Consider the following 25,513-nt stretch of genomic DNA (forward strand, 5'->3'; position numbering starts at 1 on the left):
CACCTCTCTTATGCAGCCATTTGTACATTTGGATGTTGCATCGATTTTTTTGTATCCATTAGATTAAGCAAAGGTTTAGACAAGAAGCTAACCGATGCTCCCGCGAGGAGAACTTGCCCCATCTGTATGAGCCCTAATGGCGCCGTATGGAAAATTTGCGCTAGCGATGGAACATAGATCACCGATAATAAAGCTAACCAGGATATACCTAGCGCTCCCATTAAAAACTTATCTTTAATCCAGTGAGAGAACCTTTGTCCGTTTTCTTGTCGCCAAGAGAAGGTCTGCATCAGCTGCCCTGCTACTAGGGAAGCAAAAGCCATGGTGCGCGCCACGGGTAGTGTTGCCCCCATTCGCAGAGAAGTCGCAAATAGACCTAGTGACGTTAACCCTAAAATCGTTCCGCGAAGAGCCACCTTTTTATAAAGCTTGGAGTCGACAATTTCTTGGCGCTCTGTAACTAGATCCTTATTCCCCGGATTCACCGCCAGGACGGAAGCAGGCAACGCATCTGTAAGTAAATTCATAAGTAAAATTTGAACAGGCACAAGCGGAATAGGCATACCCAATAGAACAGCTGTACTCGAAACGAGGATCTCAGCTAGGTTTCCAGTCAGCAAGCAACCAATAGCTTTTCGGATATTACTGATGATGGTTCTACCTTCCTTAACCCCGTCTACGATGGAACCGAAGTGATCTTCCTTTAGCACCATGTCCGCTGTTTGCTTTGTGACGTCCGTACCTGTTTTACCCATCGCAATTCCGACATCTGCCTGCTTGATCGCCGGTGCGTCATTTACCCCATCTCCGGTCATCGCGACTACATATCCTAGCTTTTGATAGGCCTTTACAATCTTGAGCTTATGCTCTGGGGACACACGAGCAAAAATCGAGGCTTCAACAACGATGTTTTCGAGCTCATTTGGGTTTAACTGATTTAGCTCGCCACCCGTCATCACCCGATCCCCTTCCTGATACATGCCGAGCTGCTTAGCAATCGCCACCGCCGTAATGGGATGATCACCTGTAATCATCACAGGCTTCACTCCTAAGCGGTAGGCATCAGCGATCGCCTTTTTCACCTCGGATTTCGGTGGGTCGATCATCCCCACCATCCCGACATAGATTAGTCGTTCTTCTTGCGGTTCTTGTAACGATTCGTCTGGTTGAAGGCTTCGATAAGCAAAACCTAATACGCGAAGGGCTTGCGCAGCATATCGATTGTTTTGCTTTAGAATTTTTTCACGAATTTCATCTGTCAGTGCCAATACCTGTCCATCTTCTTGATAATGGGAACATCGTTTTAGCATCGCTTCCACTGAACCCTTGGAAAAGAGATAACAAGGATTTTCCTTTATTCCATCATGACAGACGACACTCATGGAACCATGATAGGAATCAAAAGGGATCTCATGATGTCTGGTCCATTGCGACAACAGTAGATCCTGTATACCTGCCTTATAGCCCAGCGTGAGCAAAGCTCCTTCTGTTGGGTCCCCCTTGAGGCTCCATGCTTCTCTATCAAGCTGGCTGTTATTGCACAGCATGGCAATGTGGAGGAGTTTTTTGGCTTCCTCGTCCTGATGGATAGCTCGATTGCGCAGATTCTTTAACTCACCTCTTGGCTCATAGCCTTCCCCTGTCAAGGTCCATTCGTGCTGCGTAGTTTGCAGCTTGGTTACTGTCATTTCATTTTTTGTTAAGGTGCCTGTTTTATCTGAACAAATCACATTCACTCGGCCAAGTGTTTCTAGGGAAGACAGCTTTCTTACCACAGCATTTCGTTTAGACATACGGACAATTCCTGCGCTTAGAGCAATGGTTATCGTAACTGGCAATCCCTCGGGTATAGCGGAAGCCACTAGTGCTACCGAGGTTGGAACCATCTGCAATAGGCTATTTCCGCGCAACAAGCCCACAGCGAAGACTATTCCGCCAGCGATAATAGCCCCTCGCACAAAAGTTTTGCTAATCGACGTCACGGTTTCTTGTAAAGGAGTCGTTTCCTTTTCATTGTCTTTTAGTAAGCTTGTAAGATGTCCGATTTCCGTATACATCCCCGTCTCAACCACAACGGCCGTGGCTTTCCCTCGGGTCACATTAGTCCCCATAAAAAGCATATTACTCCGTTCAGCTAAAGCCTTTTCTTTTGGCAGCTTTTCTGCCTTCTTTTGGGTTGCAATAGACTCTCCCGTTAACGGGGCTTCATTTACTTCAAGACTCCAATCCGACAAAATCCGCAGATCTGCAGGGACCTGATCTCCTGCTTCCAGTTGGACGATATCCCCTGGAACGAGATCAAGGGCAGAGATCTCCTGAATTTCTCCTTCGCGTAGGACCCTGCATCTTGGAGGCTGATAGCGGTTTAGTGCTTCCACCATCTTTTCCGCTTTGCTTTCCTGCGTCGTACTAATAAATGCATTAACCAGGAGAACAGCCATCATTGCTGCTCCATCAAACACATCCCCAGCTAATATAGAGACAACTGCTGTACCTAAAAGGATCACAGTAGTAAACTCGGTAAATTGTTTGGCGAAAGAAAGATACCACGGAGTCTTCTCGGCTGGAACTAAACGATTCGCACCGATTCGATTTCGCAGGCTTTGAACGGTTTGGTTGTTTATGCCTTTGTTTATATCGGTATTTAAAAACTGCAATAGCTCGGTTTGTGGCATACAATGCCATTCATTCGGCTTGGTTTCTCTTTTGATGGTTTCATTCGGCACTTCTTGTCGAAGTCTCGAGGACTTAGATAGTAATAGAAGCTTTAGGGCATCAGCTAACAGGTTCACTATAGGCGCAGTTAACCGTCCGGAAAGGGCGAGCCCTGTCCCTAGAATATTCCACAACATGGTCCAGACTCGATGCTGGGTGATCATATTACGAATACCTTTTGTGCTCTGTATTAGGGATGGGAGCTGGGCAAGATGCTGTCTTGATAGGCTTGGCTCATCTCGGTAGTTCGTATAGTTGAGCTCCTCTTCATTGATCACCAGCAAGTAGGAGACACCTTGTCTTTTCAAGAGTTGTAGATGGCTTTCAGTAATGATGGCTTTTTTAATCCCCATAGAGTCCCTAAGATAGCCAATCTGCAGCTGTGGATTGGCTTCCTGTAGTAGCTTAATTACAGAAAAATTGCTGCTCGGCAGTGGCTCTGATTCATCAACGAGTAGTCCGATGCATTCTTCCTGCAGCCCTACATAGTAAACGTTTTTCCCTTTTCTTTGCCATCGTTTGGCTTCAAGTTCGTATTGCTCGCAACAAACACGATGGCGGGTCATTAAGCTTTTGGCCCCTAGATACACAGCGTGGCCATTGAGCTTACCTCTGATTCCATCTTCCTCCTGCTTGACCTCAAATGCGGTCCTTTTAGTCTTCCCTGTAGCCAGAAAAGCTTTTTCAATTTCGTGTTTGCAAGGATGGTTCATCTTGTCCGCTAAGCTCCTTGCAACGCACCAGACTTCTTCCTCTTTGGTACTGATGCAGCGGAGCTTAGGCACTGATCTTTCGTATACATAAGATGTATCTGCTAGCACGAGATACTCCAGCTCGGATATTCGGCAAAGAGAGCTGTTCTTAGGAAGCATTTGACCCTTTTTCTGGGCGAGATGTTCGGCTTGTTTCCAGGCATATTCCTCCGATGCAAGGCTTGGCCTAGGATTAGCTGCTAGAAGGATCCCTAAACTCAGCCATGGGTTTCTAGTAGTTAACCAGCTGATTCCCGCTAGCCCGAATCCCCATGTGGTTGCACGAGCGGCATAGGTCTTTGTTTCCTTCGTCAGATAAAGGGATGGATCTAGATTATCTTCATGATTTTTCTTTTTTTGCCAATGCAGATATTGGATCAAGGATGCGGCACCCAGAGCCAATAAATTCTCGCGAAGCAGAGCTAAAGCGACAGCCGCTGTTCCTAAAACAAGATCGGAATTCACTATTTTTTCTTTCGTTAAACGTTCAAATCCTTGTTTAAGCATGGGATATCCTGATAATACCGCTAAACCAGCCGAAGCGTGAAATAACCCTGGACTTCTAGCCATGGCTGTTTTTCCGATAGTCATTTGTTTGAAGCCCAGGGCACCTAACCCTATTACCGAAGCGAGGAGTAATGCGGGGGGCTGCTCTCGGGAAACGGAAGATTCGGACACTACAGCTTGAAAAGAACTAGGGATGGATTGAGCATCTGCAGCAGAAGAGATCTCTTCGACTCCCGCGGCCACAAGCGGTTCCACCTCTTCGTCTCTAGGCTGTGCTAGGTCAGGATGTGATTTAGTAAAGATTTGTTCTTCTATTCTTCGTAACCAACCGCATAGTTTCTCAACTGAAAGCTGAGCTGGCTCATATGTAACTAATAAACGACCTGAATAGGAGCATGCTTTAGCTTCATGAATGCCCTTAACCTGCAATATGCTTTCTACTTGACGACAAAGCGAGGAATTTCCTTTTATTCCATACAATTCACACCTTAATCTTCCAGGAATTGAACGTATCACTCGCTGCTTAAAAAACAGCTCCTTCAAGCTTTATCACCACCGCTTTAATAATGAGTTGTTGAATAGTGTTAACAAGAGTCTCGCTAGCTATGTATTCCTTTGAAGTATATTTAAGGGCAGCTTGGGAAAGGTATAACATAACCAATAAGCATATTGGAGGAAACGGACATGTTAAATAAACTCTTACCCAAAACACCGCTAGGTCTTGCAATCACAGCTGTTACTGTCGTGCTTTCGGTCTCCCCCGAAGCTCGAAAATTCACCAGAAAAATGGCGGTAAAAGGAATTGGAGCTGTTATGGGAGCGGCAGAAGGAATAAAGGACTTAACTGCTGGGGCTAGAGAACAGATGTCGGGGCTTATATCAGAAGCTAGGTCTCAGCAAAATGAAGACATCCCTCCACTTACCTTTGATATGGAACTGGAACCTGAAACGATTTTTGAATCAGAATCTGCTCTTCCATTCAATGTAATGAGTGATCAAGAGCTTCAAGAACGAATACAAAATTCTACAACGCATCACTAAGTAAGTCCCCTGGTCTAACTTTAGGCTAGGGGAAAGAATTTACACTTTATTTTCATAAACATCTTTTTTAAATATATCTTTTTTAACCAGTGCTATAACTATATTTATGCCTGACTTTATTCAATTTCTTACCAAATGAAAACAAGAAAGTACTCCTTATTATCCTAATAAAAACAAGTAAGTGTTTCTTAAAATAGTATAAAACCAAGTGAATTTTGATGTGCAAAAGGGAATGTATATTCAACCCTTTTTGCTCACATTATAGGAACCTTATCCCTGCTATTCAAACAATCCTCACCTATCTTCTTGTTTTAATATACTAGCTGGCTAACAGTCTGCAAAAATGACTCATCTCTTATCCCCATTATTCTACCTGTTCTTCCCATTCACGCATTGTTTCTTGTTTCTATATATAATAGAGCCAAAAAAAGTATGGTGCTGCATGATTATGTAATCTAACCCCAAAAGAGGAACTTTCCTTGTGCATCCCAATCACAACACGAATAGCCCTCTTTTTTGTTTTTCAAAAAAAAGAGAGCATTAGGATTGCAATAAGAAGTTTTCAAGTTTAAAGGAAATAGGTAATCTAGGAACCGGGTTAGCGTACGGAAGCTTCTCCAGCTGCTCCAGAGCAAATTCTAAGATTTCCTCTTTGCGATAGTAGTTAAGCTGAAGCTGAGCATGAACCCACTTTTCCAAATTCCCAAATGATGTAGGTTCGCGTTGCTCTTGCTGAGCTTTTTTCCGAATAAGGGCATACTCCATCCAATGATTTAATGAATCTTCAACGGTATAAGCTTCTAACGGGTGAACAGCAGAGTCGAAAGATTCTTTGAGGGCCTGATATCCCCGTTGACAAGCCTCTCTTATTGTCCTAAGTGGAAGATGACTAATACTGTTAATAAACTCTTGTAAACGGCTCGTTCGTTCGTGTTTAGGCGTATGTAAAGTGATAAGAGGTTGGATCCCCGTTTTCTCTGTGATTTGGAGTATACTTGCTTCGGTCTTACTTATTCTCTTCTCCCTGATGAATCCGGCTAGATCCATAGGCAATGACTTGTAGGTTTGGAAGTAGAGAACAAGCTGATCCAGTAGATAGAGAATGACGGAACGAGAAAGTTTTCTTAGAGATCTGACTAACAAATAAGCGTACTGTCCTTTGTTGTAGTCTAGAATCTCCCCTGCTCTACGATCCAATAATTCCTTCTGTACCCAACTAAACAGCCTAGGATAGACTTTTCGAGCTGCCAGCGGCTCATGGTACTTCTTTCCCTTTGCAGCTTTTAAGAAAAAATGCGAATTCAAAGAGTACATCGCGACATAGGAACCTTTACCTTTACGTTCTAATTTTCCAAGGCCAAAAAGTGGTTTTCCATCCATTATGGGGTAAAGGGTGAGATCGGTAAGAACCTTGTCGACTTGATGGCGTTGATTTTTATGAGTCAAGGCAAAAAGACCGGGAAAATCCTCCCTGTCCTTTGTAAGAGAATGGTATAGCGTGTACCCTTTCTCTCTTTGCTGGGCAACGGCAGCGTAGAATAGTTTTTTGTGCGATAGGGGAAGCGAAGTAAAGGCAGCGCAAAAAACCACGGGATGAAGGATGACATAGCGAAGAATCCTTCCTTTTTCCGCGTCCCAGAAGTAGTTGATCTGATAATTATAAAGTCCCTCTGATTCTTCCACCTGAATTAATCCATGCAGCTTGAATTTTTCAAGCGACTCATAGAATTGGGAAGATGAGATGGGGTTTTCGTATAACTCAACTAGCTTTTGATAGATCATGTGAGGTGTGATATTCCAAATTCGTCCCTGAGTATTGCACACGACAAAAAGAACCGTCGCCACTGTTAAATCAGCATGGGTGAGATGATTTAGCTGGCGGGGACGACTCTCCTTATTCATCCTGTAGGTCTCTTCTTTACGGTTAAAATTTGATTCAATATCAAATAAAGCCTTTAGGAAGTTAAATGTGATAGCAACAGGCTGAGTATCGGTATAGTGGGTTTTGGCTTTTTGATTATTTAATATGATCATCCTTGGATTCACCCCCAATCTATTGAAACTTGTTGAGTTTGTTTGTATAATTTCTATAAAAGGCAATAGGAAAGACACCTTTTTTATGCTTATTTTTAAAAAGGATGGAAAGGTGTTTTGAATTTGAATGTACTAGGGTGAGATCGGTTTGGTTGGTAGCCGGTGATCTCATCTCAAGCTCGAGGAAGGAGTGGTGGTACACTCTTTCTTCTTGTAAGCTCCCACTGTGGTAAGTGGGGGCTTTTTTCTTTTCTAGTCTACATCATACGTTTCTCTTCTATGGATTTCCATAGTGTACCTTAGCGTACAGTTCATTCGGAATTAGCCTTAATTAGTGTACTTCCACGTACGCTTTCTAAATAAATTTTCCCTAACCTGAGTAAGCTCATTAGTGTACTTCCACGTACAAAAACTTGCTAGAAGAATAAGGAGATTCTAGTGTACTTTCACGTACGTTTTTTACAAAATGTTTATTAGTAAACTAGAAAAAGTGGTGTACTTTGACGTACCTTTTCATCTGAAAATGATGTCGTATTTTGATGAATCCTCTGGTCCGCTGTTATAAATGAAAACAAATCACTAGTGTACTTCCACGTACGCCCAAAGAGCACAACTTGATGATGGGTTAGTGTACCTTCACGTACGAATGAGATCAACTTCACTCTCCTATACAGATTAAGCATTAGTGTACTTTAACGTACGGTTCAATTTTTACCTATTAGTGTACCTTGACGTACAGTTAGTGTACTTTCACGTACAAAAAAAATTTTTGAGTCACAAAAAAAACACAACCCGCTTGGGTTGTGTTTAAGAAGATTTAGTAGTAATTTGTTTCAGGTTGCCACTCATAAGGTCATTAAACCATTTGGAGGGATAGAGACGGATCGAGTCTGCTTTTCTCCCTTCGCCCGCAAGCTTATAATCCGAGATGATTTCAAGCGACTTCAAGTCTTCACAAGCCTTCTTAATCGTGGCCTTATTCTTTCTTTCTATATCCGTGAGATGCAAGTGATGATACAAAGTTTCTAATGGGATCTCGAAAAAGCTATCCCCGTGGTAGAATTTGCTTTGCTCCTCGGGGGTCATCCCTTTTAATGCACTTAGCGTTATATATAGACCCTTGGATGAATCAAGCTTAAGCTCATCTAGAATAGCGAGACTGACGAGTGAATAGTATCCCTCATTGAGCGATTGCAGGATGTAAGGCGAGAATTGAAACTGATATTCACGTGAGCGGATCTTGCCATCCTCTTGCTCATTTTCAATTAGATTTCTGGCTGTGACTAAATAGAAGCTTTTCGTAATGATTGTTCTTCCTTTGGCCTTTTCATAATACTCCTTCAGTACTACTTCAGTGCTTCGTAAGGTTTCTAACGAGTCCCTCACCATTTTATACTGCTTCCCGCCACCACGATCTAGATTCATACGCTGTAAAAGTTCATACTCATTAAAAGAAAACCATTCTTTTTTTCCTTGATCTTCCCATATGCCGAAAAGGGCGAAAAGGGTCTTGGCATCAAACATGCTCAGGAACTTGCCTTTATGGTTTTCATATGTAAGCTGCTTCAACCCATTTTTATCAATAAGGACCTTATTTCCTTCTTCTACCTGTTTTCTTTTCCCGCCTATAAAGAATGGGGAATGAGTAAGCAGGTTCGTATCCACTCGGTTAATTTGCCTGTTTTTCTCGGCTCGAAGGTCCTTTACTTTGGTAATAATTCTTCGAGAAAGCTCGTTGATTTTGAATTGTCGCTTATTAATGATCCCTGTACTATCCACTATGCTTCCCATCTTCTGGGCCAAGTAGACGATCGCTTCATCAAAATCTCTTGTTCCATAGGACTTGGTAGATTCTATATGTTTAGCTGCTTCATTTTCAAGATCTTCGTTGTTTGCAGATTCAAGAAGACTGCCTTCGACCTCTTGCAAGATTTTCTCGGCTAGTTCTTCAACCTTTGCTGTCAGTTTAAGAACGGATGATTTCACTCTTGTCATGTTTCACACTCCTCTGCCCTGTTTCATTTTCTTATATAGGGGAGGAAAATACAATAGTTAAAATAGATTATTGTATCATAGCAATTTCCTTTCATTCTCATAGAATATCCTATACTAGAATGAAGGGAGAACAAAAATAACGTGAAGCACCCCAAAATTAGCTTTACCAAGAAGCAATATGAAGAGTTTATTAGAAGGGCTCGCTCTGCAGTTAAACCCATTAGCATTAATCAGAGGGTTATTCAATTTGGAACCAATGATAACTGGTTTAATGCAAGTGTAATTGGTAGAGATCCTGCTTGGGTAATTCCGCCTTCCCCAGCAAGGTATGTTTGGAGCCAATCGAATCCTAGTGCAGAAAGAGCGATCATTTCACGCTCGTTTACACTTCCGCGACCAAGACGGATTCGATCTGCTGAATTGTTTTTGTCCGTAGATAATTACGCAATTGTGCTAATCAATGGACGACCTGTTGTTGCCGATAATCCTCAAGCGGAAGGTTCTTTTTTTAATCCAGGCAGAACCTTCAACATCCGCCCCTTCCTTAGAAGAAGAATCAACGATATTGTTATCATTGCCTTTAATTTTGGCGGGCCAGTAACTGCACAAAATCCCGCAGGGGTAGCGGCAAGAGTCAGAATTGTAGTAGATTAATAGAGAAAAAGTTAAAGAGGACAAAATCAAGGGTTGTTGATTTTGTCCTCTTTTTTACATCGTCTTTAGTTTTTTACCTTTGCTAAGCGAATAAGATACTCATCTCGCTGTTTAATTTTCTTATCCACCTGGGTCGTGGTATATTCAAATATTCCTGCGCCTGTCTTCGTTCCTAATTTTCCTTGCTGAACAAGTTCATCGATTAGAAGAGGAGCCTGTTGACTTTTATCCAGCTCCGGAGCCAAGTTGTCCATTACTCGCTTCCAGGTATCAAGTCCGCCATAATCAGCCGTCTCGATCGGCCCCGAAAAAGCCCAGCGAAAGCCTGGTCCATTAGTGACGGCAGCGTCAATATCCTTTGCATCGGCGACGCCCTCCTTGAGCAGGTAAAACGCTTCTCGAACAATGGCCGCTTGCAATCTATTGGCAATAAAGCCGGGTACATCTTTTTTCAATAGGACCGGCGTTTTTCCAATTCGTCTTAAGATCTCCTCGGTCTTCTGTACAACCTCATTGGGTACGCTTTCATGCTTGACGATTTCTACAAGGGGTACGAGCTGTGCTGGGTTAAAAAAGTGTGTAATCAGCATGCGATGCGTTGTCGTTGACTTCTCGATAAGCTTAGCAATTGGGAATGTAGAGGTATTGGATGCAATGATGGCGTTTGGTTGGCAGTATTGTTCAAGTTTTTGGTATAGGTCCCATTTGAGCTCAATAAGCTCAGGAATTGCCTCGGTAACGATGTCTGCTTCCCTAACTGCTTCCTGCATGTCAGTGGTAAGCATGATGCGTTCTATAGCACTCCACTTCTGTTCATCTGTAATAACTCCTTCAACAACTAATAGGGTTAAGTTCTTTTCAATCAGTTGCATCCCCTTCTCCACTAGCTCCTCACGAATGTCATACATATACACGGGGTAGCCGGCAAGGGCGTACAATTGGGTAATGCCATGACCCATAACACCTGAGCCAATAACGGCAGCTAATTTAACCATCTATAATGTCTCCTCTCTCATTCTTCAACCTTCACAAAAGAATAAGCAAGTTCTATGCCACCAACGGTTGAAGGGAAATGAGGCTGTATTTTGCCAACGCACCTTATACTTAATCCTGATTTTTGGAAACTTGTCCAGCTAAATGAACTTACTCTATATTAGGGTTTCAATTGGACATCCAATTAACAACGCACCCCACTGAAACCTCTGTCATACTATGGAGCATATCTGCTGGTTTTTATTTGGCAATTCTGTCCAAACTAGTAATGGTTTAAAATTATCCATAGTAGGTGTAAATTCAAATGAATTATAATTCTAAAATTGTAAAAGTAAAAAAAGACCCAGGGCATGGTTCTCATATTCCGCCCATCTATATGACTTCGACCTTTGTGTTTAACAACGTGCAAGAAGGTGCGGATCGTTTTGCCGGCACAGATTCTGGGTTTATGTATACGCGCCTGGGAAATCCAACGGTACGCGAGTTGGAGGAGAAGGTAGCCGAACTGGAATTTGCAGAAGGTTGCTTGGCATTCTCCTCTGGTATGGCAGCTATTACAGGCTGCTTGATGGGAATACTGCAAGCTGGGGACCAGCTTATAGCGCACACGGCCCTTTATGGGGCAACCCATGCTTTTATCACTAAAACATTAAAAAAGTTTGGTGTTGAAGTGACATTAGTTCCGTTTAAAACTGCCGAGGAGCTTGAGCCCCATATTACAGCGCGTACAAAGGCGATTTACTTTGAAACTCCTTCCAACCCTACCTTATCGCTTGTGGATATCAAAAGTGTTGCAGATCTAGCAAAGCAAAATGGTATTCTTACGGTGGTGGATAATACCTTCTTATCTCCCTACTTGCAGAACCCCCTTCTTTTAGGGATCGATATCGTGGTTCACAGTGCGACGAAGTATCTGTCCGGCCATGGCTATTTAATTGGCGGATTAGTTGTGGCTAACAATCATATAATTGACCCCATGAGAAAAGAAGTGCAGAAAAATATGGGGGCTGTCATGTCCCCCATGGATGCGTGGCTTTTATACCAAGGAATTCGAACGCTGCACATTCGGATGGACCGATCCCAAGAAAATGCAAAAATTCTTGCTGAACGCCTAGAAAAGCATGCAGCCATAAAGGAAGTATTCTTCCCGGGGTTGTCGAGTTTTGCGGATAACGAGATCATGCAGAAGCAAATGAAAGGTCCAGGAGCGATGATTTCCTTTGTCGTTAATGGGGGTTATGAAGCAGGTGTGCGGTTAATGAATAATGTAAAACTTTGTACCCTCGCGGTTTCGCTGGGGGATGTTGGAACTTTGATTCAGCATCCCGCTTCTATGACTCATGCGATTATTCCAAAAGAAGAACGGGAAACGGCTGGCATTTGGGATGGACTGGTAAGGTTTTCTGTTGGAATTGAAGATGTAGAAGATATATGGACCGATTTAGAAGCGGCTTTAAGCTGATATGAATGGAAAAAGGTGACCCCTGTAAGCTAGTCAAGGCTAGGCTTAGGAAAGGATCACCTTTTTTAAACTTACCTATTGGCATACCAACCTCTTTTGGTTCTGAACTACGTCGATTATTATCCTGATCAGAAGTAATTGGTTGTCCCCGAAGGGGAGAAACTTTCTTTAAACGCGGTCTGGCCTCTTTAGATAAACTCCGATAGGAGTTTTTTTAGTTCCTAGAGGCAAACGCGTAGCTAAAGGTTAACACGCTAATGAACCCCACTACCGAGCATCCACTGAGGAGAAAGTAAAGAGCAGAACCTCCGTAACTCTCCATAACATGTCCCCCCATTAATCCCCCTATGATTCCGCAGACTCCGAAAAAGACAGTAATGAGCAGAACATGTGCGGTTGACTGAACCTCTGGTTTTACGATTTTGGTCACGTATTGGAGAGCAGCCGGAAAAAAGATACCAAAGCAAAGGCCATGCAATGGTTGGACAAGTAAGATGATGTTCGGATCTCGGATTAGCCCGATAAGGAAAAAGCGGATAATGTAGAGCCAAGCTGCCAGAGCAATAAACGTTAGTTCATGATACCTCCTAAACCATTTGTAACTTAGAGCCAAGACTAGCACTTCGGTCATGACACCGATAAACCAGGCCCACCCTACGATGGATTCATCCGCGCCAAGATGTTTTAAATGTAAACTGATATAGCTGTCGTTGGTGCGATGCGCTAGGGTAACCGCGACAATTACGAAAAGAAAGGCCACAAATCTTCGATCTTTAAATAAATTAAGGAAGTCCTTGTTAGATACTTTTCGTTCTGACACCTTCACATCTTTAAGAAACAGGCCAAATAGGATGGCGAATGCCGAAAAAAATAAAATCATCCATTGAAGTTGTCCAATCCCAAATTTCGCAAACCACTGACCGGCCAGTAGCGCAGTCACGGCAAAACCTACCGATCCCCAGGAACGGATACTACCAAACGAAACGCTAAGCTTGTCGGCTGTTTTTTGGGATAAACTGTCGGACAGAGCCCCAATAGGTGACATGAAGAAAACTACAAGGAAATAGAAAGATAGGATGAGAAAATAGGAGTGCATTTGGAACAGAAAAAAAGAGGAGGTGATTAACCCTGCTAGTAAAATTAATATGACTCTCTTGTTTGTTTTCCAGATATCGCTAAGGTAGCCGCTTAATGGTTGCGATATGAGAGCTGCTATGGTCCCAAGGGATAAGACTAGTCCAATTTGTGTTTCTGTGAGTCCTTTTTCGAAGAATAGTATGGGCAGAAAGCTGGTAATCAATAAGCCAATGGAATGAAATGAATATAAGAATCCCTTTATGGTAGCCGTTGGTTTGAGCATATGAATGGTTTCTTCCTATCATAACTTTTTGTATATTTCTAAAAGACATAATTTATTATACAGGATAGAGCCTGCATCTATAAAGTTCTCTCATAAAAGTATATGACAGGAATAGCAAAAAAGAAGAGCCTCCGATAGGCTCCTCTTCTTTTTTGTTTAAGTTTTATTCTCCTAAGTCAACGTTATGATACACTTGCTGGACGTCTTCTAGGTCCTCAAGGGTATCGATCATCTTTTCGAATTGAGTTTGTGCATCGCCGGATAGGCTGACGTCATTTTGAGCCAGCATCGTTAATTCGGCAACGGTAAATTCCGTAATGCCTGCAGACTTGAACGCTTCCTGTACCGCATGGAATTGCTCCGGTTCGGCGTAAACGATCACGGCTTCATCTTCTTCAATGATGTCACGTACTTCAACATCTGCCTCCAATAATAGCTCAAGCACTTCATCGGAAGTCTTGCCTTCTACACCAATTACGGCGGTGGCGTTAAACATGTAGGCTACAGAACCGCTGACGCCCAAATTACCGCCATTTTTAGTAAAAGCCGCACGAACTTCGGAAGCTGTACGGTTTACGTTATTAGTCAATGCATCGATGATCACCATCGATCCATTCGGTCCAAAGCCTTCATAGCGAAGCTCAGAATAATTTTCTTCCGCGCCTCCCTTAGCTTTTTCAATCGCCCGATCGATAATCGCCTTCGGTACACTATAAGTTTTCGCTCGCTCAAGTACCACCTTTAAGGCGCGATTGGATTCCGGATTTGGCTCACCTTGTTTAGCAGCAACGTAGATTTCTTTACCAAACCTGGCGTAGATGCGAGCTGTATTAGCATCCTTGGATGCTTTTTTTTCCTTGATATTATTCCACTTACGGCCCATGTGTTCCACTCTCTTTCACTTAAGTCAACAAATTTTCCTTAATTATTATACATCAACTCTACTATCCGTTTCGAGTTTAAATTTCAATCGACAATATTCGGGGAGTGACAGGCACCATATTTAAAATCAATATAGCCCAAGGTGTCGACCTCTATGCCGGTGATGCGATCGCTTTGAATCCAGTAGCTTACATCGCTATAAAGTGGGGTAATCGGCATTTCAGTCATTAAAATGGTCTCGGCTCTTAGCATAAGCTGGTCTCGCTTTTCTTCGTTTGGCTCTATCCTCGCTTGTTCTAATAGCGCGGTGTAAATAGGATTATGCCAATTTGTGTTGTTATTTGTGCTTTCTTTCACCATGAACTTTTCTAAAAAGTTCATGGGATCATCATAATCGGCTGTCCAGCCTGAGATGCAAAAATCATAGTTCCCCTGCTCCACGCTGTCAAAGAAAACCTTACCTTCAACATTCTTTATGCGGACATCCACGCCCAGTCCTGACCGTAATTGGTCCTGCAAGACCTGGGCGACTTTATGATTTAATTCTGACGTATAGAAGAGGAAGACAATTTTAGGTAGGCTCGTTAAGCCTAGCTCGTTTAATCCTTCTGCCAATAATGATTTCGCCGTTTCAAGATCAAAGTCTTTAAAGTATCCACCCGGCTTCAGCTGCATGGATACGGGGACAAAACCTGTAAGAGGAACCTGTCCCGCCTGAGTAACATGCTCGGTTATTTCCTGTCTGTTAAGAGCATAGGCAAAGGCCTGACGAATCTTTTGATTGGTAAAGGGATATTTTTCTGTATTAAACCTTATGTATTGCGTTCTAGCCTTCGGAAGTGTTATCAGTCTGCCCTCATCTGCCAAATGTGGAATAGCGTCAATGGGCAAGCTCCCTAAGGGAGATCCTGCCCAATCCAAGTCCCCTGTTAAATACAAGTCCAGTTCCGTATGAGGCTCGTCTACAAGGGTCAATAAAATCTGCTCCAATTGAACCGCTTCCTGATCCCAATAGTGGGGATTTTTTTTCAAAACGATTTCATCCCGGTACTTCCACTTCACGAGCTGAAAAGGACCATTTCCCACTACTAACTTGGGTTGATCGGCCCAATGGGGATTGCTCTCAACAAAATGACGGTTGAGAGGAAGATAGTAATGTCTTGCAAGTAGCTCCAGAAAATAGGGAGTCGGATGCTCTAGCGTCACTTGCAGGGTCTTTTCATTTAGAGCATCAATTCCTACCTCATTTCGGGCCACCGTACCTTCCAGATATGGTTTTGCATTTTTAATATAATAGAGCTGATGGGCTATCGGAGACCCGGTCTTTGGATCTAGCGTGCGAAACCAAGCATAAGCAAAATCATGTGCGGTTACAGGCTCTCCATTCGACCACTTGGAATCCCGTAAAGTGAAGGTGTAGGTTAGCTTATCATCAGAAATAACAATATCGGATGCTACAGCCTTTACGGGCCTGCCTTGCTCTAAGCGAACCAGGCCTTCAAATAAAGCCCTAGTAATATTCCCAGAAATAAAGTCTTCCTGGAGAGCTGGATCAAGGGTCATGGGTTCATATCGGATATTCATACGCAAAGTTTGAGCTGAATGGCTATATCCATTTGTTACTAGGCTGAAGGCGAGCAGAAAAGTGAAAAAAACGATCCTCATTTCTCAATCTTCCCCTTTTTTCACAGATCTTCCTAGTATTCCCTATCCCCTCAACTGCAACTCATCCCAAATCATTGGGACATGCCCTTAAAATGGGAGAAGGTTGTAGAACTCGCGCTCTCTTTTTTCAAGCAGAGGAATTACTTTTCCCTCAATGATCTCCTTGAAATGAGGAGTATTACGATGCTCCTCCAAAGCGGTATCATCCTCATAGACCTCATATAACACAATGGATTCTGCCTGCTCTGTAGATTGATGGACACTGTAAACCCGACAACCGGGTTCACACTCGTTTACTTTTTCAGCCATAACACGCAAATAATCTAACACCTCCTTGGTTTTTCCTTTTTTAACAGTATACCTCGCAAGTAATACTTTCATCTAATAACGAACCTCCCTCATAGTGTAGAAAACTATTTGTATTATAGGGTAAATTTATCCTTTAGAGCTAGTGCTTGAAGCCGAAAAAGGGTAACTCCTTCTCGAGTTACCCTCATGTTTTATTTCTTTTTATATGGCTCATGTGGTGTTTTCTCAGCAATGATCTCTAGGAAGGATTGCACGAACTTCAAACCATCCTGAACAGTAGGATCTTTCAAGATACGTAAAAGATCAAAAATCCCTACGTCATCGCGTTTTTGTTCGGCCCGAGCCTTTGCCTCTTTTACCATCGACATGCCTTCTTGGACCCGTTCCGTAACGGGTGCAATGAGGACCTCGGCTGCTTCCGCCACTGACACGATGTTTTCCTTTTTCGTAATGACTTCTATGAATGGTGTGACTTTTTCAAGCATTTCAACTGCCTGAGCAATTTTAGGAAGCTTCTCAACTAAGGAAAGAAGGGCATTGATGTTATCTTTATTTAGTGCAACTTTAGATACCTGAGAGATCGGCTCGGCGATATTATTAATCGTATCGGAGTCCGTAGCTAGTGTGGTGACCACTTCTAGCCCTTGCTCTAGCTTAACAACCGCTTCCTTTATCTGTGGAAGCTTCTTGACGAGAGTTGTTAATGCATCTTGCACTTCAGGATTAGATAATTCATTCACCCAATGAACTGAGTTTTGTGTTGTCGTAGCAGACATCATCTTACTTCCTTTCTCTCCACTGTTTTTTTCTAGAAATAATCTCCATTCACATCATCTCATGAACCATTCACGAAAACAATAACAATATGTATATCCTTCCCACTAAGTAACACAAAAATTAACCGAGTGAAAAGATAAAACCCCTCGTCATTGGCAAACGAGGGGCCGTGGCATTGAAGTGTCTCTCTAAGATGGATCATTATTTTGCCTCAATATGAACTTAATATACCTAAAAAAAGAAACTTTTCTCTTTTCCATCTCGTCTATATTATATATTGCGCTTTGAGGGGAATGAAAAGCATGAAAGTGATAAGAGAGGGCCTTAGTTGGGGAAAAGCCTTGCTTGTTGCCGCGGCTTTTTCCATTGGCATCAACGTATTCGTTTTTCAGCCTACGAAGGTCGCTGGTCTATCCATGGAACCGACCTTGCATGATAGTCAAAGGCTGATGATCTCTAAAATTGGACACACTTTTAAAGAAGTGCCCAGTTATGGGGATATCGTTATAGTGGATAGCCGGGTAGATCGTGAACGGCAGCTTGTAGATGATTTTCAGGATCATATTATCATTCATTTTCTATTGAAAGCTGTAAAAGGGACAGAAGAAGGTCGCCATATCTGGATTAAACGAGTCATAGGTCTTGCCGGCGATACGCTGGAGTTCAAAGATGGGCATGTATACCGAAATGGAGAGAAGCTCGAGGAGCCATACATAAAAGAAGAGATGTCTTACGAATCCTCTGAAGTGATAACCGTACCTGTTGACCACGTCTTTGTGATGGGGGATAACCGTAATAATAGCGTAGACAGCCGTTTCGTAGGAAGTATTCCGTTAGATCATGTTTTAGGTAAAATGCTGTTTCAGTAGAACTAGATAGCAGAAGAAAAAAGACTTGGGAGCCTTCCCAAGTCTTTTTTCTTTAATGGCTAGGAGACAAGACTACTTGTCCTATCGGAGAGCTTACGATTTCCCCATCCTTCATCACCACATGACCACGAACAATGGTGGCAACAGGATAACCTGTTACTTCAACCCCGTCAAAGCCTGTATTTTGTGATTTGCTATGTAAATTTTCTCTTTTAATCACGACCTTCTTATTCATATCCACGATCGTAAAGTCAGCATCGGTCCCGATCTCAAGAGAGCCTTTTTGCGGATAGATGCCGTATTGTCTAGCTGGATTTTCCGAGCACAGCGCTACCACCTGTTGGAGCGTTAGTTTCCCTTCGGATACGGCATTGAGAAGCAACGGTACCATCGTTTCGACCCCTACCATTCCCGCTGGGATGGACCACAAATCCCCGGTCTTCTCCTCTAATGTATGTGGAGCATGATCGGAACAAATCACAGTTAATACGCCGTCTTGGACCCCTTTCCAGATTCTTTCTTGGTCCGCACGGTACTTAATGGGCGGGTAGATTTTCATCATCGGACCGACTCGTTCATAATCTTCGTTATTAAGGAATAAGTACTGTGGACACGTTTCTGCAGTAATTGGCAATCCTTCTTGTTGTGCCTGTTCAATTACGTCGACAGAATCTCCGGCACTGACATGGAGAATGTGCAGCCTAGCACCGGTATCCCGAGCAAAAGAAATTCCCGTTTTAACGGTTACGGTTTCAGCTAGAGGAGGTCTTCCTTCCAAAAAGGCATTGTAATCGGTTCGTCCGCTCTCTAGGACCCGCTGGGTCAACGACTGGATTAAATCATTATTTTCGGCGTGAATCGCAAAGATTTTGCCCGTTTTCGCGACTTCATCAAAGATCAAATAAACTTCACCATCATGAAGTGGTGGAATGACGTTTGGCATTCCCGGTTTATAGTTATATTCTAACTCAAATGTCTCGCTATTGATGGCATAACCCCAGAAAAACTTAAACCCGATCACGCCTGCCTCGTTCAGCTCCTGAAGACGGTGAAGATTCAGCTTGCCAAGGCAGATGGCCCATAAGCCGAAATCAACGTGAGCTTTGGAAGATAAATTTTCAACTTGGGCATGAAAATTGGCGGCACTGTTAATGGTTCGCTTCGTATTCGGCATTTCAAACACCGTGGTAATTCCACCGGCCGCAGCAGCCATTGTAGAGGTGAAGAAATCTTCCTTATGTGTAGGTCCAGGATCCCTCGAGTGGATATGAGTATCCATAAGTCCTGGGAGAACATATTTACCTGTTGCGTCTGTTTCTTCCTTAGCCTCTCCTTCTAAGCGTTCCTTGGAGATAGCGGCTATTTTTCCATCTTTGATATAGATGTCAGCTTCAAACAGGCTCTGTGGGGTCACAAGAACACCGTTTCGAATAACATGATCCCATTTCATCCAAATTCCACCTTTCTTTTTGCTTTAGTTATTATTACATTCAACGAATCATAACGCAATCTCTCCTTTTTGCCGTTGTGATATAACTCACATCAAAACGTTAGAAACCTTGTTAATATGTAATCACAAGAACATTTAGGAGCGTGTATGAAATTGACGATGGTAAATGGAAAAGAAGCGTTTATGCAGTGTGAATACCCTTATTACAAGGAGTTAGAGGTTCATGATTCCCAAATGGGGTGCATTCTATATAGTGCGCATAGCGCCAGTCAGACAGAAGTAAGACTCCCTCTTATCAATTTTGAATCTACCGTGCATCAGTTATCTATCGCCCTGATCCGGCTTCAATCGCAGGAACTGTGGGCTCAACAGCAAGAAATCCTAGAAAAAGCCTTATAAGAAAAAGCTTTAATTTAAGCCCATTCGGTGTCGGGGAAGCTTTTTACGCCTCCAGAAAAAACCTTACTCTCGTTTAGATAAAGAGTAAGGTCAATGGCTCATACTGTAGTATTAATTTATTACACAGCCTCTTTCCTCTCCACTACCATACCTTCTGTATCGGAGGTCGCAGGCTGCCTTTTTGATAGAGCTAGGATCATGATGGTAGTAACAATACATAAGGTACCCATCCATTCCATTATCCCAAACGATACATTCAGCCATACGACCGCTAATAAGGCAGCAGAAAGCGGTTCAACGCAGGCCAAAACGCTCGTCTCCGAGGCACTAAGGTAATGCAGACTCTCCAAATAGCAATAAAAGGGAATGACGGTGCCGAATAACACAACGAAGATGACGGCCAATAGGGCAGATATCGACCAATCTCCCTGAAAAATCCAAGGAGGATGGATAAAGCTGAAACTAGTGCCACCAATGAGCATGGCCCATCCGATGACAAGGGTCGATCCCCATTTAGCAAGTAAAGTTAGTGGCTGCAGTGTATAGTAAGCAAGAGCCACGGCCGAGCTTATCCCCCAGATTAACGCCCACTTAGAAATAGTAAGGCCCTCGAGCCTTCCTTGTGTGACAAGAAGAAAAGTTCCAAAAACAGCAAGTAAAACAGCGATGAGTTCTTTAAAAGAAGGAACCTTTTTAACCCGTATAGCGATATAGCAAGTAATCAGAACAGGGGCTAAATATTGAAGAATTGTAGCCGTAGCTGCATTTCCATGTTTAATGGCTGCAAAATACGTGTATTGTACGGCCAGCATGCCAAGAATACTAAGCAAGAGGAGATTTACCCGATCTTGACGCCCCTTCCAAATGTTCCAAATATGTGACCCTTCTTTCTTGTATGCAAATACGAGTAGAATCACCCCTGCAATTAACAAACGAGTAACGACTAGCCAATCGACGCTAAAACCCTGAACTTCAAATAAATATTGTGCTACGGTACCGGATACACCCCATAAAATGGCGGCAGTAATGACTAAGATTATCCCCTTAGCCCTCTGAGCGGGTATCGCCCTATTTTGCGAAATCATAAGCTCTCCTCGCATTATATAATCTATTAGAACTATAACAGATTATTGAACAGCTTGGAAGCCTATCCAAGCGAATGCAATGCCAAGAGTAGTGGAGGTGAGAATATACAAAATGGCCGTCTTTAATCGTTTCTTTTGAATGAGTTGAATCGTCTCGTAACCAAAGGTAGAAAAGGTGGTATAAGCACCTAGAAATCCTATTCCTAGGAAGAACCAAATCCAGTTCGCAACTTGTTCCAGTAGGTATAAATGGGCCAAAGAGCCAAGAAAAAACGAGCCTGTTATATTAATAATCCAGGTACCTAAGGGGAAATGAAGCTTGCTTCTCTCCATGATAAACTTTCCGCAATAGTATCGTATGATCGCTCCTACCATTCCGCCTAGACCCACCACGATGATCACTTCGATCCCTCCTTAAAAGAGGGCTTCTTTGAGCCAAGAACTGCTAGTTGAATTCCTGCTAAGGCCAATAAAATTCCCCCTCCTATACTGGTTAGGACGTAAAACAAAGCTAATCCGAGCTTCTCTTGCGAAAGGAGCTGTAAGGTTTCAACAGAGAAGGTTGAAAAGGTTGTAAACGATCCTGTAAACCCTGTTCCTATTCCTAATTTTAATTGAGGACTTATTCTTTCCCACCTTGTGGTACTCATAGTAAAAAACCACCCTAAGAACAAACATCCCAGTAAGTTAACTATGAGTGTTCCAATTGGAAATCCTTGTTCTGTGTGTAGCCACTCGCCAAAGCTGTAGCGACTGATGGATCCGAAAAAGCCACCAATGGCTAAGGACACCATGTTCAATTAAAACACCTCTAACGGATTAATGGAAAAACCATAATAAATTTTGTGCCTTTGCCTCCACGATATGATTACTTTATCATAAGGCCTGTGGAAAGAAAAAGACCGCTCGATGGAGATCGGCGGTCTTATTGCATAGGGTTTTCAAGATTATTGACTAAAATACGTACGACATCCCCAGCTTGTATTGTACCTGGCCGTTCTACGGCACAAACAATACCTCTTCGTTTATACCCTGCTTTTACAAAAGCTGCAGCTAAGTTAGGGTGCTCAGGGTAGTGTTGCTGAATAATTTCGCCCGGTAAGGTGCAGGGCTTATTTTCTCCCATACAGATTAACCCTGTCCCGTCCGGGAAAAGGAAGCGTGATCCCATAAGCAGCTTGGTGAGTTCGGGTGCTCCTTCCAATAATAGATTAGCTCCCAACCATTCAGGTAAAATTTGTGCAACGCTTAGATCTTTGGCGATTAGGGCAAGGTCTTCCTCTGAAACGATGGTGAGCTGGCGACGGTTTAAGATCTCAGTTCCTCTTGGATACATGGGTTGTCTGGAATCTGATGGGAAGGTGATTCCGAAGTGGCGATCCCCTTGTATGCCTCCAAATTCCAACTCCACCTCTGTTATCCTTCGTGTAACAAAGGTTTCTGGATTATCCGCGATCATAATGGCCTTAAGCTTTGCTTCTACTGTTTTCACAAAAAAACCTCTCTCTATGATTGTTCATTAATGAACGTATTACGAAGACTTCTTGTGGCAAGCCTTTCCTCACTTATTTGCCTAGTAGGATCTGGATGATTTCTTTATTTAGTTCTTTGTACTTGTGTGGTCGAATCGGGATGTTCAAAAATAGAAATACCTGTGACAAATCATCAAGGATCTGTTCTGTGGAACCATATATACGCTTGATATCGCTTAATGAGACGGTTTCTATTCCATGCGCTACAATGGTACGATGTCTTAGATCCATCAACTCACTCATGGGTTTTCCTGAAAGTAAGTTCACGATGCTTTTCCAACGGCCACCCCCAGTTCGGAGAATCTCCTTCATCCCATTCAACAAAGTCTGGTTGATTTTAAAGCGTCTCTCAAATAGTTTTTTTTGATAAATGGGGTCTCTCAACGAATATTCTTTGCGCTCTTTAAATTGAATGACTGCATTCTTATATAGTAATTCTCGTAGCTGAAAGATCCTGCCTAAAAAATCAGTATAGGCTTCTCTCTCTAGCTGAATAATTAAATTGTCTAACAGTTCATTGAAAATTTGGTGAGGCTTTCCTTCTATTAAGATAGGCAAGTCATCGATGTGTCTCATAATAGCGGGAAAAGCGGCATATAAGTCTTGATCTAGTGAATCCGTAAGCTGCTTAGCCTTTTTAAAGTTAAAATTTAAACAGTGCTGACAGCTTTGGATGAGCAGATAAAGGGGATTTTCCTGCCATTCGAGCAGGTCAAGTATTTCACAAGCCCCATCGTAGTCATATCTCTTAATCAGTCTTGTAACAGCGTAGATTTCGTACCCCTGGCTCATACGACTCCTTCCTTTTGTCGATTCATTCTGTCAGTTAAATTACCTTATCAATGTACCTGATTTTGCCTTGCAAAACAATCGGTTTCAGTAATCGACAATATTCGGGGAGTGACAGGCACCATATAAATAACATACAATGGACACGATTCCATTTCCGGAGGTTTAAGATGGCTTATAAAATTGTTTTCTTCGATATTGATCATACGCTGCTTAATAAAGATAAAGAGTTACCACAAGATACCTTAGAAGCGATCCAGGAATTAAAGGATAGTGGAGTGTACGTTGCCATTGCGACAGGAAGACCCCCCTACATGTTTGAGCATATCGCCAAAGAGCTAGGAATTAATACCTTCGTATGCATCAATGGCTCCCTCGTTATTCATAACGGAGAGATCATTCGAAAACAAACCTTTTCAAAGGAGGATCTGCAAAAGCTAGAGGCCTCTGCCATGAAGCATGGGCATGCTTTATCTTATTTTGCCTACGAGGGTTCTTTTACGAATCAGTTGAACCATCCTTATGTTCTGGAGTGTTTCAATGATTTGAAACATTCCGCTCCTCAATTCCGTCCTACAAGTTGGGAGGAATTTGATATTTATCAGGCCCTGATCTACTGTACAGAAGAAGAAGAGGATCTCTATGAAACATTGGATGCTTTTCATTTTGTCCGCTGGCATCAGCTCTCCATGGACGGTCTTCCATTAGGGAGCTCAAAAGCAAAAGGAATTCAAGCCCTGCTGGAGCACCTTGAACTAGACCCGTCTGAAGCAGTTGCATTTGGCGATGGACTGAATGATCTTGAGATGCTGTCCTACGTGGGTATGGGTGTAGCCATGGGGAATGCGCATGAAAAGCTAAAACCTCTGGCAAACTTTGTTACGCGCTCTGTGGATGATGGAGGAATTGCTTACGGACTTAAGCATCTGAAGCTAATAGGAATAGGAAGCTAGTAGTTAAAGTATTCTTTATAATCCTAGTATTTCTTTTTACTTCTCGCTATTATAATATGAATGTAAAGTCGTTAACCAAGGAGGCGCTGGTTGTGTCCAATCTCCTACAAAATCAAGTCATTTCTTTTATAGCAAAAAATGAGGAAGCAATTTTAAAAAAATGGATTGATCGAGTGATTCCATCCCCCGAGGATCCTAATAAAGATAAAATGCTAGGCAATGGAAAAAGTATGCTTAGACTCATCATGCTTTGTCTCAAGGATAGCAACAATGAAGCTGAGCTTATTAGTCTGGCATATAAGGTAGCGGAGGAAAGACTTGACGCAAAAGTTAATATTGGAGATTTTGTATACAACGTAAGTCTGGGTAGAAGTGAGATCTTTAATTCCTTGCCTAAGATTGGGTTAACGATTGAAGAACTTGATCCTTTTATTAATAAGATTAACTTTTATTTTGATCACTTTCTTCATCTTGCCGTCCGACGTTATACAGAGCTTAAGGATAAGCGAATCGAAGAACAATCGTACTTCATTGAGCAGACCCATAAAGACCGTTTAACCATCTTGGGGCAGATGTCATCCAGCTTTGTTCACGAGTTTCGTAATCCCTTGACTTCTGTTATGGGGTTTATTAAGTTGCTGCGTGAAAAGTATGGTTCGTTGGATTATCTTGAAATCATCGAGAGCGAGCTGGACCAGCTGAAGTTTAGGATTTCGCAATTCTTACTCACTTCCAAAAAAGAAATTAAGGAAAAAGAAAAAGAATCGATACAATTCTTATCTTTGGTAGAGGGAACGTTAGATTTTATATATCCTTTACTTGTTAGTACGGATGTCCATATCCATACCGATATCGACGGCAATCCTTCCTTCTACGGATATGCTGATGAGTTTAGGCAAGTGATGATTAATATTATCATCAATTCCTTGGATGCCCTCATTGAATCCAACCAAACACAAAAGCAGATAACGATTACTAGTAGACTAGAAAAGAATTCTTTGCTCGTCAGCATTACCAATAATGGACCAATGATACCAGCAGAATCTCTTCATTCCATCTTCGAGCCGTTTTTTACAACGAAGAAGCTTGGGACGGGGATTGGCCTCTATATCTGCCGTAAAATCATCGAAGAACATCAAGGCACCTTAGTCTGTGAGTCCAATCCAGAACTGACCAGCTTTCAGATCGTCATTCCTGTTAACTCAAAAGAAACTAAAAGGGAGTAATGCTACTCCCTTTCTCATGCCCATTACGTCAGCGGGACGAAAGCGAGCTCCTGAATCAGTTGAT

The 25,513-nt window shown here is 42.5% G+C and carries 22 protein-coding genes; 7 read left to right on the forward strand and 15 right to left on the reverse strand.

The features are described 5' to 3' along the window. Nucleotides 1–8 precede the first annotated feature (8 nt). On the reverse strand, nucleotides 9–4,517 hold the full coding sequence (locus tag EIZ58_RS16420; RefSeq protein ID WP_134701912.1) for a cation-translocating P-type ATPase: 4,509 nt from the start codon (nucleotides 4,515–4,517) through the stop codon (nucleotides 9–11). 141 nt (nucleotides 4,518–4,658) lie between these two features. Between EIZ58_RS16420 and EIZ58_RS16425 the strand changes: the two genes are divergently transcribed. Then, the gene (locus EIZ58_RS16425) at nucleotides 4,659–5,015 is read left to right on the forward strand and encodes a hypothetical protein (protein WP_134701913.1); all 357 of its coding nucleotides are present in this window, start codon (nucleotides 4,659–4,661) and stop codon (nucleotides 5,013–5,015) included. A 540-nt stretch (nucleotides 5,016–5,555) separates the two neighbouring features. Here EIZ58_RS16425 and EIZ58_RS16430 read toward each other — a convergent pair. Together EIZ58_RS16430 and EIZ58_RS16435 are read right to left on the reverse strand one after the other, a co-directional pair. Further along, the gene (locus EIZ58_RS16430) at nucleotides 5,556–7,049 is read right to left on the reverse strand and encodes a hypothetical protein (RefSeq protein WP_134701914.1); all 1,494 of its coding nucleotides are present in this window, start codon (nucleotides 7,047–7,049) and stop codon (nucleotides 5,556–5,558) included. 807 nt (nucleotides 7,050–7,856) lie between these two features. Next, on the reverse strand, nucleotides 7,857–9,044 hold the full coding sequence (locus EIZ58_RS16435; RefSeq protein WP_134701915.1) for a replication initiation protein: 1,188 nt from the start codon (nucleotides 9,042–9,044) through the stop codon (nucleotides 7,857–7,859). 141 nt (nucleotides 9,045–9,185) lie between these two features. Between EIZ58_RS16435 and EIZ58_RS16440 the strand changes: the two genes are divergently transcribed. Beyond that, nucleotides 9,186–9,698: a hypothetical protein gene (locus EIZ58_RS16440; RefSeq protein WP_134701916.1), complete on the forward strand. Its 513-nt coding sequence runs from the start codon at nucleotides 9,186–9,188 to the stop codon at nucleotides 9,696–9,698. A gap of 65 nt (nucleotides 9,699–9,763) precedes the next feature. Here the strand turns inward: EIZ58_RS16440 and EIZ58_RS16445 are convergent, their stop codons facing one another. Further along, entirely contained in the window at nucleotides 9,764–10,693 is a 930-nt protein-coding gene (locus tag EIZ58_RS16445) for a 3-hydroxyacyl-CoA dehydrogenase family protein (protein ID WP_134701917.1), read from the reverse strand. Between the two features lie 302 nt (nucleotides 10,694–10,995). On the opposite strand from EIZ58_RS16445, the gene EIZ58_RS16450 reads away from it, so the two are divergent. Continuing rightward, nucleotides 10,996–12,153, forward strand: coding sequence for a trans-sulfuration enzyme family protein (locus tag EIZ58_RS16450; protein ID WP_134701918.1), 1,158 nt, complete (start codon nucleotides 10,996–10,998; stop codon nucleotides 12,151–12,153). 214 nt (nucleotides 12,154–12,367) lie between these two features. On the opposite strand, the gene EIZ58_RS16455 is transcribed toward EIZ58_RS16450, so the two are convergent. From EIZ58_RS16455 to EIZ58_RS16475, 5 genes are all read right to left on the reverse strand, one after another. Next, nucleotides 12,368–13,513 (reverse strand): MFS transporter, encoded by a 1,146-nt coding sequence (locus EIZ58_RS16455; RefSeq protein ID WP_134701919.1) that lies wholly within the window; start codon nucleotides 13,511–13,513, stop codon nucleotides 12,368–12,370. A gap of 163 nt (nucleotides 13,514–13,676) precedes the next feature. Continuing rightward, on the reverse strand, nucleotides 13,677–14,396 hold the full coding sequence (locus EIZ58_RS16460) for a YebC/PmpR family DNA-binding transcriptional regulator (RefSeq protein WP_134701920.1): 720 nt from the start codon (nucleotides 14,394–14,396) through the stop codon (nucleotides 13,677–13,679). An 83-nt stretch (nucleotides 14,397–14,479) separates the two neighbouring features. Beyond that, nucleotides 14,480–16,060, reverse strand: coding sequence for a peptide ABC transporter substrate-binding protein (locus tag EIZ58_RS16465; protein ID WP_134701921.1), 1,581 nt, complete (start codon nucleotides 16,058–16,060; stop codon nucleotides 14,480–14,482). Nucleotides 16,061–16,147: 87 nt separating this feature from the next. Beyond that, the gene (locus tag EIZ58_RS16470) at nucleotides 16,148–16,441 is read right to left on the reverse strand and encodes a putative quinol monooxygenase (protein WP_134701922.1); all 294 of its coding nucleotides are present in this window, start codon (nucleotides 16,439–16,441) and stop codon (nucleotides 16,148–16,150) included. Nucleotides 16,442–16,560: 119 nt separating this feature from the next. Next, nucleotides 16,561–17,145, reverse strand: coding sequence for a helical membrane plugin domain-containing protein (locus EIZ58_RS16475; protein WP_134701923.1), 585 nt, complete (start codon nucleotides 17,143–17,145; stop codon nucleotides 16,561–16,563). A 303-nt stretch (nucleotides 17,146–17,448) separates the two neighbouring features. Here EIZ58_RS16475 and lepB point away from each other — a divergent pair, with 303 nt between their 5' ends. Beyond that, on the forward strand, nucleotides 17,449–18,015 hold the full coding sequence (lepB, locus tag EIZ58_RS16480; RefSeq protein ID WP_134701924.1) for a signal peptidase I: 567 nt from the start codon (nucleotides 17,449–17,451) through the stop codon (nucleotides 18,013–18,015). Nucleotides 18,016–18,067: 52 nt separating this feature from the next. On the opposite strand, the gene allB is transcribed toward lepB, so the two are convergent. Continuing rightward, nucleotides 18,068–19,465: an allantoinase AllB gene (allB, locus tag EIZ58_RS16485; RefSeq protein WP_134701925.1), complete on the reverse strand. Its 1,398-nt coding sequence runs from the start codon at nucleotides 19,463–19,465 to the stop codon at nucleotides 18,068–18,070. 147 nt (nucleotides 19,466–19,612) lie between these two features. Here allB and EIZ58_RS16490 point away from each other — a divergent pair, with 147 nt between their 5' ends. After that, nucleotides 19,613–19,864: a hypothetical protein gene (locus EIZ58_RS16490; RefSeq protein WP_134701926.1), complete on the forward strand. Its 252-nt coding sequence runs from the start codon at nucleotides 19,613–19,615 to the stop codon at nucleotides 19,862–19,864. 119 nt (nucleotides 19,865–19,983) lie between these two features. Here EIZ58_RS16490 and EIZ58_RS16495 read toward each other — a convergent pair whose 3' ends face one another. The 5 genes from EIZ58_RS16495 to EIZ58_RS16515 form a co-directional block, all read right to left on the reverse strand. Further along, nucleotides 19,984–20,949 carry an EamA family transporter gene (locus tag EIZ58_RS16495; RefSeq protein ID WP_205672220.1) on the reverse strand — a complete coding sequence of 322 codons (966 nt, stop codon included), beginning with the start codon at nucleotides 20,947–20,949 and terminating at the stop codon, nucleotides 19,984–19,986. A 42-nt stretch (nucleotides 20,950–20,991) separates the two neighbouring features. Then, the gene (crcB, locus tag EIZ58_RS16500; protein WP_134701927.1) at nucleotides 20,992–21,351 is read right to left on the reverse strand and encodes a fluoride efflux transporter CrcB; all 360 of its coding nucleotides are present in this window, start codon (nucleotides 21,349–21,351) and stop codon (nucleotides 20,992–20,994) included. Further along, a complete protein-coding gene (crcB, locus tag EIZ58_RS16505; protein WP_240689133.1) occupies nucleotides 21,348–21,743 on the reverse strand; it encodes a fluoride efflux transporter CrcB in 396 nt (131 codons plus the stop codon). Before crcB (EIZ58_RS16505) ends, crcB (EIZ58_RS16500) begins: the two co-directional genes overlap by 4 nt. Before the next feature lie 131 nt (nucleotides 21,744–21,874). Then, nucleotides 21,875–22,408 (reverse strand): MOSC domain-containing protein, encoded by a 534-nt coding sequence (locus EIZ58_RS16510; RefSeq protein WP_134702020.1) that lies wholly within the window; start codon nucleotides 22,406–22,408, stop codon nucleotides 21,875–21,877. Between the two features lie 106 nt (nucleotides 22,409–22,514). Next, nucleotides 22,515–23,273 (reverse strand): hypothetical protein, encoded by a 759-nt coding sequence (locus tag EIZ58_RS16515; RefSeq protein ID WP_134701929.1) that lies wholly within the window; start codon nucleotides 23,271–23,273, stop codon nucleotides 22,515–22,517. 167 nt (nucleotides 23,274–23,440) lie between these two features. Between EIZ58_RS16515 and EIZ58_RS16520 the strand changes: the two genes are divergently transcribed. Both EIZ58_RS16520 and EIZ58_RS16525 read left to right on the forward strand, forming a co-directional pair. Next, nucleotides 23,441–24,223 (forward strand): Cof-type HAD-IIB family hydrolase, encoded by a 783-nt coding sequence (locus EIZ58_RS16520; protein WP_134701930.1) that lies wholly within the window; start codon nucleotides 23,441–23,443, stop codon nucleotides 24,221–24,223. Between the two features lie 92 nt (nucleotides 24,224–24,315). Continuing rightward, nucleotides 24,316–25,449 carry a histidine kinase N-terminal domain-containing protein gene (locus EIZ58_RS16525; RefSeq protein WP_240689112.1) on the forward strand — a complete coding sequence of 378 codons (1,134 nt, stop codon included), beginning with the start codon at nucleotides 24,316–24,318 and terminating at the stop codon, nucleotides 25,447–25,449. Nucleotides 25,450–25,513 lie beyond the last annotated feature (64 nt).

Source organism: Ammoniphilus sp. YIM 78166 (genome assembly GCF_004522215.1).
Taxonomy (GTDB): Bacteria; Bacillota; Bacilli; order Aneurinibacillales; family RAOX-1; genus YIM-78166.

Excerpts from the sequence above, each read along its gene's own strand:
- EIZ58_RS16425 (WP_134701913.1), top strand. The coding sequence starts at position 4,659 with ATGTTAAATAAACTCTTACCCAAAACACCGCTAGGTCTTGCAATCACA.
- EIZ58_RS16430 (WP_134701914.1), bottom strand. The coding sequence starts at position 7,049 with ATGATCATATTAAATAATCAAAAAGCCAAAACCCACTATACCGATACT.
- EIZ58_RS16435 (WP_134701915.1), bottom strand. The coding sequence starts at position 9,044 with ATGACAAGAGTGAAATCATCCGTTCTTAAACTGACAGCAAAGGTTGAA.
- EIZ58_RS16445 (WP_134701917.1), bottom strand. The coding sequence starts at position 10,693 with ATGGTTAAATTAGCTGCCGTTATTGGCTCAGGTGTTATGGGTCATGGC.
- EIZ58_RS16450 (WP_134701918.1), top strand. The coding sequence starts at position 10,996 with ATGAATTATAATTCTAAAATTGTAAAAGTAAAAAAAGACCCAGGGCAT.
- EIZ58_RS16455 (WP_134701919.1), bottom strand. The coding sequence starts at position 13,513 with ATGCTCAAACCAACGGCTACCATAAAGGGATTCTTATATTCATTTCAT.
- EIZ58_RS16460 (WP_134701920.1), bottom strand. The coding sequence starts at position 14,396 with ATGGGCCGTAAGTGGAATAATATCAAGGAAAAAAAAGCATCCAAGGAT.
- EIZ58_RS16465 (WP_134701921.1), bottom strand. The coding sequence starts at position 16,060 with ATGAGGATCGTTTTTTTCACTTTTCTGCTCGCCTTCAGCCTAGTAACA.
- EIZ58_RS16470 (WP_134701922.1), bottom strand. The coding sequence starts at position 16,441 with ATGAAAGTATTACTTGCGAGGTATACTGTTAAAAAAGGAAAAACCAAG.
- EIZ58_RS16475 (WP_134701923.1), bottom strand. The coding sequence starts at position 17,145 with ATGTCTGCTACGACAACACAAAACTCAGTTCATTGGGTGAATGAATTA.
- lepB (WP_134701924.1), top strand. The coding sequence starts at position 17,449 with ATGAAAGTGATAAGAGAGGGCCTTAGTTGGGGAAAAGCCTTGCTTGTT.
- allB (WP_134701925.1), bottom strand. The coding sequence starts at position 19,465 with ATGAAATGGGATCATGTTATTCGAAACGGTGTTCTTGTGACCCCACAG.
- EIZ58_RS16490 (WP_134701926.1), top strand. The coding sequence starts at position 19,613 with ATGAAATTGACGATGGTAAATGGAAAAGAAGCGTTTATGCAGTGTGAA.
- EIZ58_RS16495 (WP_205672220.1), bottom strand. The coding sequence starts at position 20,949 with ATGATTTCGCAAAATAGGGCGATACCCGCTCAGAGGGCTAAGGGGATA.
- crcB (WP_240689133.1), bottom strand. The coding sequence starts at position 21,743 with ATGGTGTCCTTAGCCATTGGTGGCTTTTTCGGATCCATCAGTCGCTAC.
- EIZ58_RS16510 (WP_134702020.1), bottom strand. The coding sequence starts at position 22,408 with ATGATCGCGGATAATCCAGAAACCTTTGTTACACGAAGGATAACAGAG.
- EIZ58_RS16515 (WP_134701929.1), bottom strand. The coding sequence starts at position 23,273 with ATGAGCCAGGGGTACGAAATCTACGCTGTTACAAGACTGATTAAGAGA.
- EIZ58_RS16520 (WP_134701930.1), top strand. The coding sequence starts at position 23,441 with ATGGCTTATAAAATTGTTTTCTTCGATATTGATCATACGCTGCTTAAT.